10 protein-coding genes and 1 riboswitch are annotated in these 13,551 nt (G+C 52.6%); of the genes, 5 read left to right on the top strand and 5 right to left on the bottom strand.

What is annotated here, in order from left to right; translation table 11 throughout:
- Positions 1–71 precede the first annotated feature (71 nt).
- A complete protein-coding gene (gene rstA, locus NNO08_RS07190; RefSeq protein WP_271455394.1) occupies positions 72–806 on the top strand; it encodes a two-component system response regulator RstA in 735 nt (244 codons plus the stop codon).
- A gap of 85 nt (positions 807–891) precedes the next feature.
- Here rstA and NNO08_RS07185 read toward each other — a convergent pair whose 3' ends face one another.
- Positions 892–1,920, bottom strand: a complete 1,029-nt coding sequence (locus NNO08_RS07185) for a HoxN/HupN/NixA family nickel/cobalt transporter (protein WP_271456439.1) — start codon at positions 1,918–1,920, stop codon at positions 892–894.
- Between the two features lie 121 nt (positions 1,921–2,041).
- Positions 2,042–2,872, bottom strand: a complete 831-nt coding sequence (locus tag NNO08_RS07180; protein WP_442870773.1) for an aminoglycoside phosphotransferase family protein — start codon at positions 2,870–2,872, stop codon at positions 2,042–2,044.
- Between the two features lie 76 nt (positions 2,873–2,948).
- A riboswitch (Fluoride riboswitch) is annotated at positions 2,949–3,010 on the top strand.
- Between the two features lie 87 nt (positions 3,011–3,097).
- On the opposite strand from NNO08_RS07180, the gene NNO08_RS07175 reads away from it, so the two are divergent.
- Positions 3,098–4,204: a voltage-gated chloride channel family protein gene (locus tag NNO08_RS07175; RefSeq protein WP_271456437.1), complete on the top strand. Its 1,107-nt coding sequence runs from the start codon at positions 3,098–3,100 to the stop codon at positions 4,202–4,204.
- A 147-nt stretch (positions 4,205–4,351) separates the two neighbouring features.
- Here the strand turns inward: NNO08_RS07175 and NNO08_RS07170 are convergent, their stop codons facing one another.
- Positions 4,352–7,765 carry an inverse autotransporter beta domain-containing protein gene (locus tag NNO08_RS07170; protein ID WP_271456436.1) on the bottom strand — a complete coding sequence of 1,138 codons (3,414 nt, stop codon included), beginning with the start codon at positions 7,763–7,765 and terminating at the stop codon, positions 4,352–4,354.
- Positions 7,766–7,939: 174 nt separating this feature from the next.
- Positions 7,940–8,152: a hypothetical protein gene (locus NNO08_RS07165; RefSeq protein WP_271456435.1), complete on the bottom strand. Its 213-nt coding sequence runs from the start codon at positions 8,150–8,152 to the stop codon at positions 7,940–7,942.
- Positions 8,153–8,316: 164 nt separating this feature from the next.
- Between NNO08_RS07165 and NNO08_RS07160 the strand changes: the two genes are divergently transcribed.
- The 3 genes from NNO08_RS07160 (at position 8,317) to tus (ending at position 12,109) form a co-directional block, all read left to right on the top strand.
- Positions 8,317–9,108: a PhzF family phenazine biosynthesis protein gene (locus NNO08_RS07160; protein WP_271456434.1), complete on the top strand. Its 792-nt coding sequence runs from the start codon at positions 8,317–8,319 to the stop codon at positions 9,106–9,108.
- Between the two features lie 696 nt (positions 9,109–9,804).
- Positions 9,805–11,106: a two-component system sensor histidine kinase RstB gene (rstB, locus tag NNO08_RS07155; protein WP_271456433.1), complete on the top strand. Its 1,302-nt coding sequence runs from the start codon at positions 9,805–9,807 to the stop codon at positions 11,104–11,106.
- Positions 11,107–11,179: 73 nt separating this feature from the next.
- On the top strand, positions 11,180–12,109 hold the full coding sequence (gene tus / locus NNO08_RS07150) for a DNA replication terminus site-binding protein (protein ID WP_271456432.1): 930 nt from the start codon (positions 11,180–11,182) through the stop codon (positions 12,107–12,109).
- Here the strand turns inward: tus and fumC are convergent.
- Positions 12,106–13,509, bottom strand: a complete 1,404-nt coding sequence (gene fumC / locus NNO08_RS07145) for a class II fumarate hydratase (protein WP_271440559.1) — start codon at positions 13,507–13,509, stop codon at positions 12,106–12,108. The genes tus and fumC overlap by 4 nt on opposite strands.
- Positions 13,510–13,551: the final 42 nt, after the last annotated feature.

The raw sequence follows: 13,551 nt of genomic DNA, 5'->3' as shown, positions 1-13,551 counted from the left end.
GTTTAGAAAAGATTAATGGAAGGAAAAACGATGGCGGTGTATGTTGGCGTTTTATATTCAAAATGAATGATATGAACACCATCGTATTTGTTGAAGATGATCCCGAAGTAGGTTCGCTGATTGCGGCCTATCTGGCCCGGCATGATATTGAGGTTATCGTCGAACCTCGTGGTGATTTGGCCGAAGAGAAAATCCTGCAAGTGCAACCCGATCTGGTGTTGTTAGATATTATGCTTCCAGGTAAAGACGGTATGACTATTTGCCGTGATTTACGTGGGCGCTGGCAAGGCCCAATTGTCCTGCTGACTTCGCTGGACAGCGACATGAACCATATTCTGGCCCTCGAAATGGGTGCCTGCGACTATATCCTGAAAACCACACCACCGGCAGTACTGCTGGCTCGCCTGCGCTTGCATTTACGCCAAAACGAACATTCAGCCCAGGCAAAAGGGATTCAGGCTGCCACCATCACCCCGCACACCACTCTGCGTTTTGGCGCACTAACCATTGACCCAACGAATCGGTCTGTGCTGCTCGGCGGTGAACAAGTCGCCCTCTCTACAGCGGATTTTGAGTTACTTTGGGAGCTGGCAACCCATGCCGGGCAGATTATGGATCGCGATGCCTTGCTGAAAAACCTGCGCGGCGTAAGCTACGACGGTATGGACCGCAGTGTCGATGTCGCAATCTCCCGATTGCGCAAAAAACTGCTTGATAACGCGACTGAACCCTATCGAATCAAAACGGTACGCAACAAAGGTTATCTGTTCGCTCCGCATGCCTGGGACGACGAGTCTCAGAAATAACCCACTGGATGAACCGCATAACCAATCGCGTGAATGCAATTCAACGTGACAGTGTCGCGTTGAGTTGCATATCGATTTTTCTACCTCAACTGAACGTCAGACCGTCATATTTTTTCCAACGGTAGTTCAACGCGGAAATAATCCAACACGCAATAAAGACACCAATAATGGCAAACCCGACATTGCCCATGTGGTCGCTTAAGTTACTGACCGTGTCCCACAGCCCGCCCTGTAACGAAAACGCATCAGACAGCAGGCTCAACCCCTCCAGTCCGCCGATAAACAGCGCCACAATCACTGAGGTTCCGGTAATGGTCATATTGTAATACAGCTTACGTTGTGGCTTATTGAATGCCCAACCGTAGGCCTCAACCATCAGTATACTGTCGAGACAATCAATCAGCGCCATACCGCAGGTAAACAGTGCCGGGAAGACGAAAATGGACCAGACAGACATCCCGTTGGAGGCGCTTGAAGCTGATATGCCCAACAACGAGATTTCAGTCGCAGTGTCAAAGCCCAGACCAAATAAGAAACCAACAAAATACATGTGCCAGTCTTTCCCAACTAGCCTGAAGGCTGAGCGGAATAGCCAACTCAGCGGACCTGAAACCGTGACATCTTCCGTGGAGAGATCATAAATACCGGTACGTTTCAGATGGCGGAACGCCTTCCAAACCTGACAGAAAATGATGAGGTTGATGGTAGCCAAAATCAGCAGAAATGCGGCAGAAACGGCGGTACCAATAATGCCACCAATATTCTGAAACCATACCATATGCTGCTTAAACACGCTGGTGGTCAGAGCAATACCCATGCTTGCCAGCACGACGATGGTGGAGTGTCCCAGAGAAAACCATGCCCCCGTCGTCAGTGCGCGTTTCTTTTGCTGCATGAGCTTTCGCGTCGCACTATCTATGGCAGCAATATGATCGGCATCGACTGCATGACGCAAACCATAACACCACGCGATCAGGCTCAATGCCAGAAGTGACGTATTATGCCTAAACGCGGTGAATGCCCAGAGCCAGGCGACTATGTTTGATCCGATGAGAAAAACCACCAGCAATATGAGGTTTGGCCGTTTTTTTATTAATGAAAACAACGAAGTCATTATTTCCGGCCCACTCGTTTTGTAATAAACAACACAACATCACCGCCGTACACTGATAGATTAATAAAACGTTTACCAGCCTAATGATAACGTTTAAGAATTACCAGCCCAGTGTCTTAGATCAAAGTTGCCTGCTCTCTTCGTCCAGTTCAGCAATCGCTAATTCCGCGACGCGCAAGGTTATCGCCGCATTTTCCCCATCCTCCAGAAACCATGCAGAAGATAAACCACACCATGCGGCTATCCACATCAGCAGTCGCTGTCGTTCAATCCCGGCTATCTCAGAGACAAGTTGCACGCGTTGCTTAAAAATATTTGGGTCTGTCGCGATAGCAACGCGGGGATCGGCAAGGTCAGGATTCGTGAATATATTAGCGTAATCAAACCCTCGCTCACCCAGCAGCCCCTTGGGATCAATTGCCAGCCAGCCTGCCGGGCCAAAATCGAGGACATTGCCGTGATGTAAGTCACCATGCAATACGACCTCATCCTGAGGAGAAGAGAACAATTCGTTTGCGATCTCTGCACAGCGCGTCATGACGCCACCATAAATTTTCGCCGCAGGGGCAAGATGGCGAAACCAGTGCCGCAGCGGTGTTAATACCGGTGTAGACGCATTGGCTGGTCGATGGAGTTGTCGGGCGGTATTGCAAAGAATACGGCATGCCTGCGCATCCTCCCCCGTTCGGGACATCGCGGATAACGAATCCGCTCCTGTTGCGCGTACTAGCAGGGTCGCGCCATGATCATGAGCGATCACTTGCGCCGCACCGCTGCCATTCCACCACACCATAAGCTCACCACCAGTACGCTCATTTTCATCATCGGTGAGCTTAAGCATGGCTTTCCGGCCCTCTTTGATTGTGGTAACGGGTAATAGCGCTGATGTTCGCGTCATAACCGGATTGCCGTCAGGAATGAGCGCCCAGTGGCGAAGCCAGGTTTGAAACATGCATTTTTCCACTGTGTTCCCTCATGTTAGCCAGGAGTCTACGCTCTTTTGCTGAATCGATTCTTATAGTAATATAGCGCACACAGGGGATGGCATTCCCCCTTGAACCGCCATGTGGCTAATGATGCCTGCTTTATATTCCCGGACCGGGAAGAAGCAGGTGCACGTATTTTTAGCCATGCTGCGCTGTGTGTCCGGGATGATAACTCATCTGAGGATGCGTCAATGCGCTCAAATCACTTTCTGCTCAATAATTCAATAACTGCACTCGGGCAATGGCTTGGCCTTGCTTTGCTCATCGCCGTACTAACCGGCACAGCTTCTGCATTATTCCTGTTTTCTCTTGATTGGGCCACTACGACCCGAGTCAACCACCATTGGCTTATCTGGTTACTTCCTGTCGCCAGTTTCATTGTAGGATGGATTTATCTGTTGTACGGAAGCGCCGTTGAGGGTGGCAATAACCTCGTTCTTGATGAAATCCACCATCCTCACAGCATCATCCGCCTACGCATGACGCCGCTGGTTTTTATCAGCACCGTGATTTCTCATCTGTTTGGTGCCTCAGTTGGGCGTGAAGGAACGGCAGTACAAATGGGTGCATCCATCGCCGATCAGTTTACGCGTATTTTTAGACTGACACCTGACTCCCGGCGTCTTGTTCTAATGGCGGGCATCAGCGCGGGGTTTTCATCCGTATTTGGCACCCCGCTTGCGGGTGCAATCTTTGGTCTTGAGGTGCTGGCGATCGGCCGCATGAATTACAATGCACTTATTCCCTGTATTTTTGCTGCTATCGTCGCCGATCAGACAGGTTTGTTGTGGGGTGTAAAACATACACATTACGCCATCTCTCAGGTCCCTGATTTCTCTGCATGGACACTGATTGCCGTAATTATCGCTGGTTGCTGCTTTGGTTTTACCGCGCGGGTCTTCGCTAACCTCACGCATACCATTGGTAGCGTTATGAAGCGAACCGTTCGTTACGCACCGTTTAGGCCGTTCATTGGGGGACTTGTCGTGGCCGTCGCGGTGTACTTTTTGGCGGCAGATCGCTATATCGGCCTCGGCATTCCGGTGATCGTGGATGCTTTCCGGCAACAGCTCCCCTCCTGGGATTTTCTGGGCAAACTGGTATTTACCGCGGTCTCACTGGGCACAGGTTTTAAAGGAGGAGAAGTCACCCCACTTTTTTATATTGGGGCCACACTGGGTAATGCACTTGCACCACTACTGCATTTACCTGTCAGTTTCCTTGCGGGTATGGGGTTTGTCGCTGTCTTTGCCGGGGCCGCAAATACGCCTGTCGCTTCAACATGCCCGTCCGGATAAGCGTAAGCTTTCCCGGACGGGCACTCAGCGCCAGCCTCTCCTTTATCTCCATCATTCATTCTCCTCAGGCTTCCCCCGCGTAAGCGCGGGGGAAGATAAACGCATTGAAAAATAAAAAACCAAAGGTTAAAAATTAAAGGTAAAATGCTAAAGACCCTGACGACACACCACACTGTTATTGTAGTTGTCGTAGTTGCTGATGACGTAGCCAGTGCCCAGGTAGACGAGGTAGACGAGGTAGTGGGTGTCGCTGTTCTCCTGCTCCGACGACCAGTAGTTGCTGTTGTAGAAACTCGCGCCATTGTAATTCGATAAACGCCCCCACTCGCTCCACAGTCCGCCCGGAGCGTCTCGTATGCCAACGCCATTGCCATTAAGCTGTTGCACAGTTGGCAGACTGTAACCGGACTGTGAGCAGTATGCAGCGGCATCAGGCCATTTCATTAGTCTACCTCCAGCATTGATATACCAACTGCTCAGGGTGAACGAGTAAGTTATTGCCGTACCGCCGCCTTTCGGCGTGCCCGTGATGGTGACCTTGTCTTTAGTTCCCGTGCCGGTAAAGCTCACCACCCCGTCAGTCACCGCTACCCAGTTGGCATCTGCTTTCCAGTCGTAATCCGTTGCGCTGGCGTTACTCAGTTCCAGCCTGAACTCCGCGCCTTTGAAGCCCGTTGTCGGGAATCCGGCGTTGCTGGCGAAGGTATACCCGTTGACGGAGATATTTTTTAACGCCGCTGCGTCGTGTATGACGTATGTCTCAGACGACGACGGGCTGCCCCAGCCACTCAGCTGCAGCGTCGCCTTCAGGTCCGTCCCCACCGTCGTCGCCGTGTACGTCGCCATGTAGGTGCCGTCGCCGTTATCCTTCCAGCTGCTGCCCGCTTTCAGCGTGGCGTTTGCCACCGTGACCGCCTTGTCCAGCGACGCGGATACTCCGGTCACCGCATTGTCGTTTGCATCTTTCAGCGTCACCGTCACCGTCATATCCGAGCCAGCCACATAGGTGGTGTTGTCGGTTTTGATGGCCGACTTCGCCGCGTCCGGTGTGTTTGCCGTGATGGCATACGCCCCTGAGGTATCTGCCGCACCCCAGCCACTCAGCTGCAGCGTCGCCTTCAGGTCCGTCCCCACCGTCGTCACCGTGTACGTCGCCGTGTAGGTACCGCCGCCGTTATCCTTCCAGCTGCTGCCCGCTTTCAGCGTGGCGTTTGCCACCGTGACCGCCTTGTCCAGCGACGCGGATACTCCGGTCACCGCATTGTCGTTTGCATCTTTCAGCGTCACCGTCACCGTCATATCCGAGCCAGCCACATAGGTGGTGTTGTCGGTTTTGATGGCCGACTTCGCCGCGTCCGGTGTGTTTGCCGTGATGGCATACGCCCCTGAGGTATCTGCCGCACCCCAGCCACTCAGCTGCAGCGTCGCCTTCAGGTCCGTCCCCACCGTCGTCACCGTGTACGTCGCCGTGTAGGTACCGTCGCCGTTATCCTTCCAGCTGCTGCCCGCTTTCAGCGTGGCGTTTGCCACCGTGACCGCCTTGTCCAGCGACGCGGATACCCCGGTCACCGCATTGTCGTTTGCATCTTTCAGAGTCACCGTCACCGTCATATCCGAGCCAGCCACATAGGTGGTGTTGTCGGTTTTGATGGCCGACTTCGCCGCGTCCGGCGTAACGCTGCTGATGGTCACCTTCGCCGGTGACAGCGTGCTACCGCCTACCGACGGTGTCAGGGTGAGCGTCTCAGCATCCGTCCCCGATGTCACCGTGACGGTGTACACGCCCGGATATTTTTTCGTCAGCGATGATACCATGGCACTTTTCAGACCGACGGTACTGAGGGTGATATCCATTATATCCAGGTTCACCGGCTGGTTATTCCCGTCCCGCAGCGTCAGGGCCAGTACCTGTGTGCTCTTTCCGTCCGCAGGCAGGTCGCTGCGGGCAGGCGTGAAGGTGCTGTACTGTTTATTCACCTCCGGCGCCTGCACCGTCACCTGGGTGTCACTGCGGTCAGAGTGATTTCCCTTCGTGTCCACTGCCACACCACTGACCCTGTACGTGTTCACCGCCTGAGCCGCAGTCTGGTATGCCGGCAACACCACCGTATAATCACTGCCGTTCTGCACGATTTTACCGCCGGACGCGTTCAGGGCGGCGGCGTCCCAGTCAATGCGTTCCAGCCCGTATCTGCTGGTCACCGATACCCCCAGAGACTTCTGCTCCCCGGCATAGCCGGTAATCAGGTCTGTTGTATGCAGACGTATCGTCTCTTTCTTCCGGTACTCCAGCACAATATTGTTGTTACGCTCCACCAGGTCATACCGGCTGCCGGCCAGGCTGCGCATCGGCGCCACGGCGGTCGGGTCCACCTGGCTGCGCCACGGTACGCCCGGCTGGAAGTTTATGTCCACCGTCAGCCGGGTATCGTTTTTTCCGGACTGGCCCTGACGCTGCTCCGCCCCAAGGGTAATCAGCGGGACCGGGGTATAATTAATTCCGGCCGTGATGGCATGCGGGTTCTTTTGCCGGCCATCCACCCCGAACAGAGCAACTTCTTTGCCATAATACTGCTCATATGTGAGTTTGCCGCCCAGCTGCGGCAGTGACGGTACCCAGGCCTGAGCCCGGATGTCCCAGCCGTTGGCAGGCCGCTCCTGGTAGTCGGCCAGGTCCGGGGAGTCCTTCCAGCCCGTCAGGTGCATGTAACCGTTGGCGCCCAGCTTCAGGAAGTCACGCCAGTACTCCACACCGGCCCCCATACGCGCATGGTCGCGGGACAGGTCGTAGTCCCCGAACAAGTTCCCGCCCAGCATGTAGCTGGGCGTAAAGTAACGCAGACCGGCACCGAGGTTAGCCTGGGTCCGGCCATCGGTCCGGTGAAGGCTGCCCTGGGTGAACGCCAGGTTATCGCTCTGGTCATACAGGGGCAGCAGCAGGTCAAACTGTGAGTTTTTCAGGGAGAAGCTGTCATCCATATCAAGCTGTACGCGGGCAGTCCCGAAGTGGCTCAGCCACTGCTGAAGAGCCCCGCCGGCTTCCCCGGTGGCTATACCGCGCACCATGGACGCGGCGGCATCACTTTTTGAACTGCCGGCCAGGAAACTGCCCGCCTGTGTGGTATACCCGGCCACCTTCTGTGCCTGGTCATCAACGTCCTCTCCGGCAGCCTTATGTCCGGCAGAGGGCAGTACCGTCAGCGGGGATACAGGCACATCCAGCTCATCCCCGGGCAGCAGATGGTCATAACCGTGAGCAAAGGTGCGGAACTGATTGAGTTCACGCAACTGGCCGGGGGTGATGTTGTATTTTCGGGCCACCATTGCTGTGGTCTCGCTGGCCCCCAGGGTATAGACCGTCGTGGGAATGCCGTGCTGTACATCAGACAGCGGCGCAGGCTGCTGCAGGAAATGCTGTTCGCCGGCGCCAGCCATCGTTGGGGTGAAGGCTGTCGCCAGCGGAAAGACCATCTGTACGACGATGTTGAGCCAGGCCAGACGGCGCAGTCCGTGTGAAAAAGCCACATCCGCAGGCGGATGTGAAAAGCGTGAACGTTTCATTCTTATTTTATCCAGTACCTAAAACACAGATGAATTAACCGGATACTCAATGAGCAGGTTCAATACCCCCCCCACCAGGAACCGAAAATAATTAATTCAAGAAAGTAACGGGATAATAAGAGACAAATATGAGATAGATCGACAGTAAACGTCACGGGCAACTCATATTTCGGATTAGTGATCGGTATTATATCCACGGTCAATATCGTTTTCATTGTCAGCGGAAATAGTGAGCGAGGAGATGACTCCCAAATCACTTTCATCGGGCGTGTATCCATACTTCGCATTAAAACCACTCAGGCTTTTTCCTGCTGTTTTGGTATGAGCATAACCGCCGACAGTCACATTCTCACCCGCCTGAACAGATGCAGACAACGCCAATGCCATTCCTATCATCAATAAGTAGCGTTTCAAATGAAATTTTACATTAAATAAAAATCATAGCGGGTAGCGAAATCGAAATAATTCAGATAGATAAAAAATTCTAAATACCGGATTAACATGGCGTGCTAGAGTGCGATTTCCGCCAGAACTGATGAGAGGTTTACGCTATGCAGCAAATTGATTTTTTTATGATAGATGCTTTTACCACTACCACATTTGGCGGAAACGCTGCCGCAGTATGCCCGCTCACAGAATGGTTACCTGATGAAACACTATTAAAAATGTCAAAGCAGCATAACCAGTCGGAAACCGCTTTTTTCGTCCCAACACAGAAAGGTTTTGAATTACGCTGGTTTACGACTCAGGGTGAAATCAACCTCTGTGGCCATGCCACACTTGCTGCGGCACATGTCATCTTTGAACACCTTAATTACCCAAACACCATTATTCATTTTGAAACCCGATTTGTCGGCGCACTGACGGTAAGCCGCAATGGGAAATGGCTGACGCTTGATTTTCCTGCATGGGAAACCGAATCTATTGTACCGCCGGCATTACTACTGCAAACGTTAGGTATCACGGAATATAAAGAAGTACGCATGGCGCGTGATTATATGGTGGTGATGGAAAATCAGCAGCAAGTTGAAGCGGTTAAACCGGATATTAATGCCATGATCCCTCTCGGGAAAATGGTTTGTATAACCGCGCCAGGTGAAGGCGAATACGACTTTGTCAGCCGTTTCTTCTGCCCAGGGGAGGCTGTGGCAGAAGACCCTGTCACCGGCTCAGCGCACACGATGCTCATCCCTTACTGGGCCAGGCAGCTAAACAAAATGCAGATGCTGGCACACCAGGGATTCGAACGCGGCGGAGAGTTACGCTGCCAGCTCGTGGGCGACCGTGTGTATATAGGTGGACAGGCAACGACCTATATGATTGGAAAGGTGTTTCTGCGCTAGTACCGCGCTAAGTTCCATGAGTGTAGCCCCCTAAGAACTTACAACTGCAAGCCGACGGGTGTAGACAGCCGTATCGGTCTGCATGACCTAAAACGGGGAATAAATCCGGTATCGCCGTTTACAGAAGATGGGAGAATGACAGCATTTCATTCTATGGAGATCTTGAGGCGTTATTCGATACCCTCGAATAACGGCCTCTGCCCCCCCTCACTTATCAAGCTATTCGTTTATTTTCATCACAACCAATCAGAATCCAAAAAAGCAACCCACTTCTACTTTTTAAATTTATTTAAAGAAGGTCAGTGTTGCTATTTTAGGTATATATAACCTTATCGGTTCCGCTCAAAAATAAGCCACCTAATTGTCGGTGAAAATACACATACTCATATAAGTGGTTTCGCTATTGTGTCGGCGCAGGATCTCGTTGTTGTATAAAACGAACTTTTTTCACGGATGCAGGCCTATTGAGTGGTTGGTCTTGCGTTGCGTTAGGCTCATTAAATGGCGATCCTGTATAGTCGCATGGTAGCTCATAAGAATGCAGAAATGGTTTATACCGTGTAATCTGCCAGGACAAGTGCGTTGATGGTGGTCGGATTGATATTCACCCTGTGCGTCAGTGGATACAGTGATACCGCCCACCTGTTCCGCGGGCAACTGCACATTAGCTAACCTATTGAGTGTTTGGTGATTTGTATGAAAAAGCTGTTTGTGCAGTTTTATCTCTTGTTGTTTGTCTGTTTTCTGGTGATGACCCTGCTGGTTGGCCTGGTGTACAAATTCACCGCAGAACGTGCGGGTAGACAGTCGCTCGACGACTTGATGAAAAGTTCGTTGTATCTGATGCGCAGCGAATTACGCGAAATCCCACCGCGAGACTGGGGGAAAACCCTGAAAGAGATGGATTTAAATCTGTCTTTTGATCTTCGCGTAGAACCGTTGAATAAATACCATCTTGATGCTCCCACCATGCAGCGCTTACGGGAAGGCGATATCGTTGCGCTCGACGATCAGTACACCTTTATTCAACGAATTCCGCGAAGCCACTATGTACTGGCTGTCGGCCCCGTACCTTATCTCTATTTCCTGCACCAGATGCGCTTGCTGGACGTCGCGCTGATGGCCTTCATTGCTATTTCATTGGCCTTCCCTGTGCTGATCTGGATGCGTCCACACTGGCAAGAGATGCTCAGACTGGAGGCCGCAGCACAGCGTTTTGGTGAAGGACATCTTAATGAACGGTTGCACTTTGACAGCGGCTCAAGCTTTGAGCGTCTGGGCGTGGCGTTTAACCAAATGGCAGACAATATCAATGCCCTGATTGCCAGTAAAAAACAGCTGATTGACGGCATTGCCCATGAGCTTCGCACACCACTGGTGCGATTGCGTTACCGCCTGGAGATGAGCGATAACCTCACCGAGCAGGAATCACAGGCGCTAAACCGCGATATTGGTCAACTGGAAGCGTTAATTGAAGAATTGCTCACCTATGCTCGTCTGGATAGGCCGCAAAATGAGCTAAAACTCAGTGTTCCGAACCTGCCCGTGTGGCTAACAACCCATCTGGAAGATGTACAAAGCGTCAACCCTGATCGTGCGGTACGCCTGCGCCATCTTCAGATCGGAGATTACGGCGCACTGGATATGCGCTTGATGGAGCGTGTGCTGGATAATTTGTTAAATAACGCTCTGCGATACTGCCAGTCTACGGTTCAAGCCAGCCTGAAACTCAATGGGAGTCAGGCAACGCTGATCGTCGAAGATGATGGACCCGGCATCGCGCCAGCTGCGCGTGAGCAAATTTTTGAACCGTTTGTACGTCTGGACCCCAGCCGTGACCGGGCGACAGGTGGCTGCGGACTTGGCCTCGCCATCGTCCACTCTATCGCTCTGGCTATGGGCGGTACGGTGGTCTGTGATGAAAGTGAACTGGGTGGTGCCCGCTTCTCCTTCAGTTGGCCTGTCTGGCATAACATACCTGAATTTTCAGCTGCCTGACCTACACGGCTCGGTGGTCAGGCTGGGTATCTTGTGCTATAAAAAAGTATGTTGTAACTAAAATGGTAAACCTATGGCTCGCTACGATCTCGTCGAACGCTTAAACGGAACCTTTCGCCAGATGGAACAAGAACTGGCACACCTCACCGCGCAATTGCAACAGCAGACACTACTGATTGCCCGCGTGTTCTCTTTGCCGGAAGTGGTGAAAGAGGCAGAACATGCGCCACTGGAAACCATCGACGTAAAACAGCACTTGGGTAAAGAGGCGGAAACCCTGGCACTACGCCACTATCGCCACCTGTTTATTCAACAGCAGTCCGAGAATCGCAGTAGCAAAGCGGCTGTCCGCCTGCCGGGGGTACTCTGCTATCAGGTGGATACCGGCACACAAACCATGCTGGAAGAGCAAATACAACGTATTAATCAGCTTAAAACCACCTTTGAGCGCATTGTCACCGTAGAGTCTGGTCTGCCATCGGCCGCACGTTTTGAATGGGTGCACCGCCACTTACCAGGGCTGATTACGTTGAACGCCTATCGGACGCTAACGGTTGTCAGAGAACCGGCTACCCTGCGATTTGGCTGGGCCAACAAGCACATTATTAAGAACCTGACGCGTGATGAGGTACTGCAACAACTGGAAAAGAGCCTGACGTCACCACGCAGCGTGCATCCGTGGACACGCGAAGAGTGGCAGGCCAGGCTTGAGCGCGAATACCAGGACATCGCTGCCCTACCACAACAGGCAAAATTGAAGATCAAACGCCCGGTCAAAGTACAACCCATCGCCCGCGTCTGGTACAAAGGGCAGCAAAAACAGGTGCAATATGCCTGCCCGACGCCATTAATTGCGCTAATAAATAACGAAAACGGCATGACGGTGCCGGATATCGGAGGATTACTGAACTACGATGCTGACAATGTTCAGCACCGTTTTAAACCTCAGGCGCAACCGTTAAGACTGATTATCCCACGGCTGCACCTGTATGTAGCGGATTAACGACCCGGTCGCATGCTACCGACCATCAGTTCCGGGCGGACCCAACTGTCGAATTCGGCCTCGGTTAAATATCCCAGCGCCAGGGCTGACGCTTTTAAGGTCAGTCCTTCTTTATGCGCCTTTTTAGCAATCTCAGCCGCTTTATCGTAGCCAATATGGGTGTTTAGCGCGGTTACCAGCATCAGTGACTCGTTGAGCAACTGATCAATGCGTTCACGATTTGGCTCGATCCCTGTCGCACAGTGCTCGTTGAAGCTTTCCATACCATCTGCCAACAAACGAACCGATTGCAGGAAGTTATGGATAACCATCGGGCGATAGACGTTCAGTTCAAAATTCCCTGATGCCCCGCCGATATTAACGGCAACATCGTTACCCATGACCTGACAGCACAGCATAGTCAGGGCTTCACATTGTGTCGGGTTGACCTTGCCCGGCATGATGGAACTGCCCGGTTCATTTTCAGGAATAGAAATTTCGCCAATGCCGCAGCGCGGACCGGATGCCAGCCAGCGTACATCATTGGCGATTTTCATCAGCGATGCGGCCAGGCCTTTGAGCGCACCGTGGGCATGTACCAGTGCATCACAGGTGGCTAGCGCTTCGAATTTATTCGGCGCGGTGACAAAAGGTGCAGAGGTCAACACAGCCAGTTCATCCGCAACCCGCTCGGCATATTCCGGGTGGGTGTTCAGCCCGGTTCCTACCGCCGTACCGCCCAACGCCAGTTCAGCAACGTGCGGCAGACTATGTTCGATATGCTTCAGGTTATGTTCCAGCATTGCCACCCAACCAGAGATCTCCTGGCCCAGCGTCAGCGGCGTCGCATCCTGTAAATGGGTTCTGCCGATTTTGACAATGTCGGCGAAGGCATGCGATTTTTCACGTAACGTGGTGGTCAACACATTCAACTGAGGGATCAGATGCTCGCGCAAAGCCAACAGCGCGGCGACATGCATTGCCGTGGGAAAAACATCATTTGAACTTTGGCTTTTGTTGACGTCATCGTTCGGATGTATTTTTCGCTCCATTCCCCGCACGCCGCCCAACAATTCGCTGGCCCGGTTTGCCAGCACCTCATTCATATTCATATTGCTTTGCGTGCCGGAACCGGTCTGCCAGATAGCCAGCGGAAATTCATCACGATGTTTGTCTGCCAGCACCTCGTCTGCAGCCTGCATGATGGCGGAGGCTTTCTCCGCAGCCAGCAAACCCAAATCCTGGTTAACCTTCGCAGCGGCCCGCTTAGTCAGCGCCAGCGCGTGGATCAGCGAGACCGGCATTTTCTCTGTTGAAATGCGAAAATGCTCCAGCGATCGTTGAGTTTGCGCGCCCCAGAGTTTATCGGCCGGAACATCGATCGCACCCATTGAATCATTCTCGCGGCGTACCGTTACCATTACCTGCTCCTTATATTAACGATTGATTAGGTTATGTTTCGA

It is taken from the genome of Citrobacter sp. Igbk 17, assembly GCF_028069775.1.
GTDB lineage: Bacteria > Pseudomonadota > Gammaproteobacteria > Enterobacterales > Enterobacteriaceae > Citrobacter.
The sequence above is the reverse complement of the archived record's forward strand: the minus strand, read 5'-3'. Positions and strand labels throughout refer to the sequence as shown.

What these genes read in the sequence shown, in the direction of transcription:
- NNO08_RS07165 (WP_271456435.1), bottom strand. Translation starts at nt 8,152, where the DNA reads ATGGCATTGGCGTTGTCTGCATCTGTTCAGGCGGGTGAGAATGTGACT.
- NNO08_RS07160 (WP_271456434.1), top strand. Translation starts at nt 8,317, where the DNA reads ATGCAGCAAATTGATTTTTTTATGATAGATGCTTTTACCACTACCACA.
- tus (WP_271456432.1), top strand. Translation starts at nt 11,180, where the DNA reads ATGGCTCGCTACGATCTCGTCGAACGCTTAAACGGAACCTTTCGCCAG.
- rstB (WP_271456433.1), top strand. Translation starts at nt 9,805, where the DNA reads ATGAAAAAGCTGTTTGTGCAGTTTTATCTCTTGTTGTTTGTCTGTTTT.
- NNO08_RS07175 (WP_271456437.1), top strand. Translation starts at nt 3,098, where the DNA reads ATGCGCTCAAATCACTTTCTGCTCAATAATTCAATAACTGCACTCGGG.
- NNO08_RS07185 (WP_271456439.1), bottom strand. Translation starts at nt 1,920, where the DNA reads ATGACTTCGTTGTTTTCATTAATAAAAAAACGGCCAAACCTCATATTG.
- fumC (WP_271440559.1), bottom strand. Translation starts at nt 13,509, where the DNA reads ATGGTAACGGTACGCCGCGAGAATGATTCAATGGGTGCGATCGATGTT.
- NNO08_RS07180 (WP_442870773.1), bottom strand. Translation starts at nt 2,872, where the DNA reads ATGTTTCAAACCTGGCTTCGCCACTGGGCGCTCATTCCTGACGGCAAT.
- NNO08_RS07170 (WP_271456436.1), bottom strand. Translation starts at nt 7,765, where the DNA reads ATGAAACGTTCACGCTTTTCACATCCGCCTGCGGATGTGGCTTTTTCA.
- rstA (WP_271455394.1), top strand. Translation starts at nt 72, where the DNA reads ATGAACACCATCGTATTTGTTGAAGATGATCCCGAAGTAGGTTCGCTG.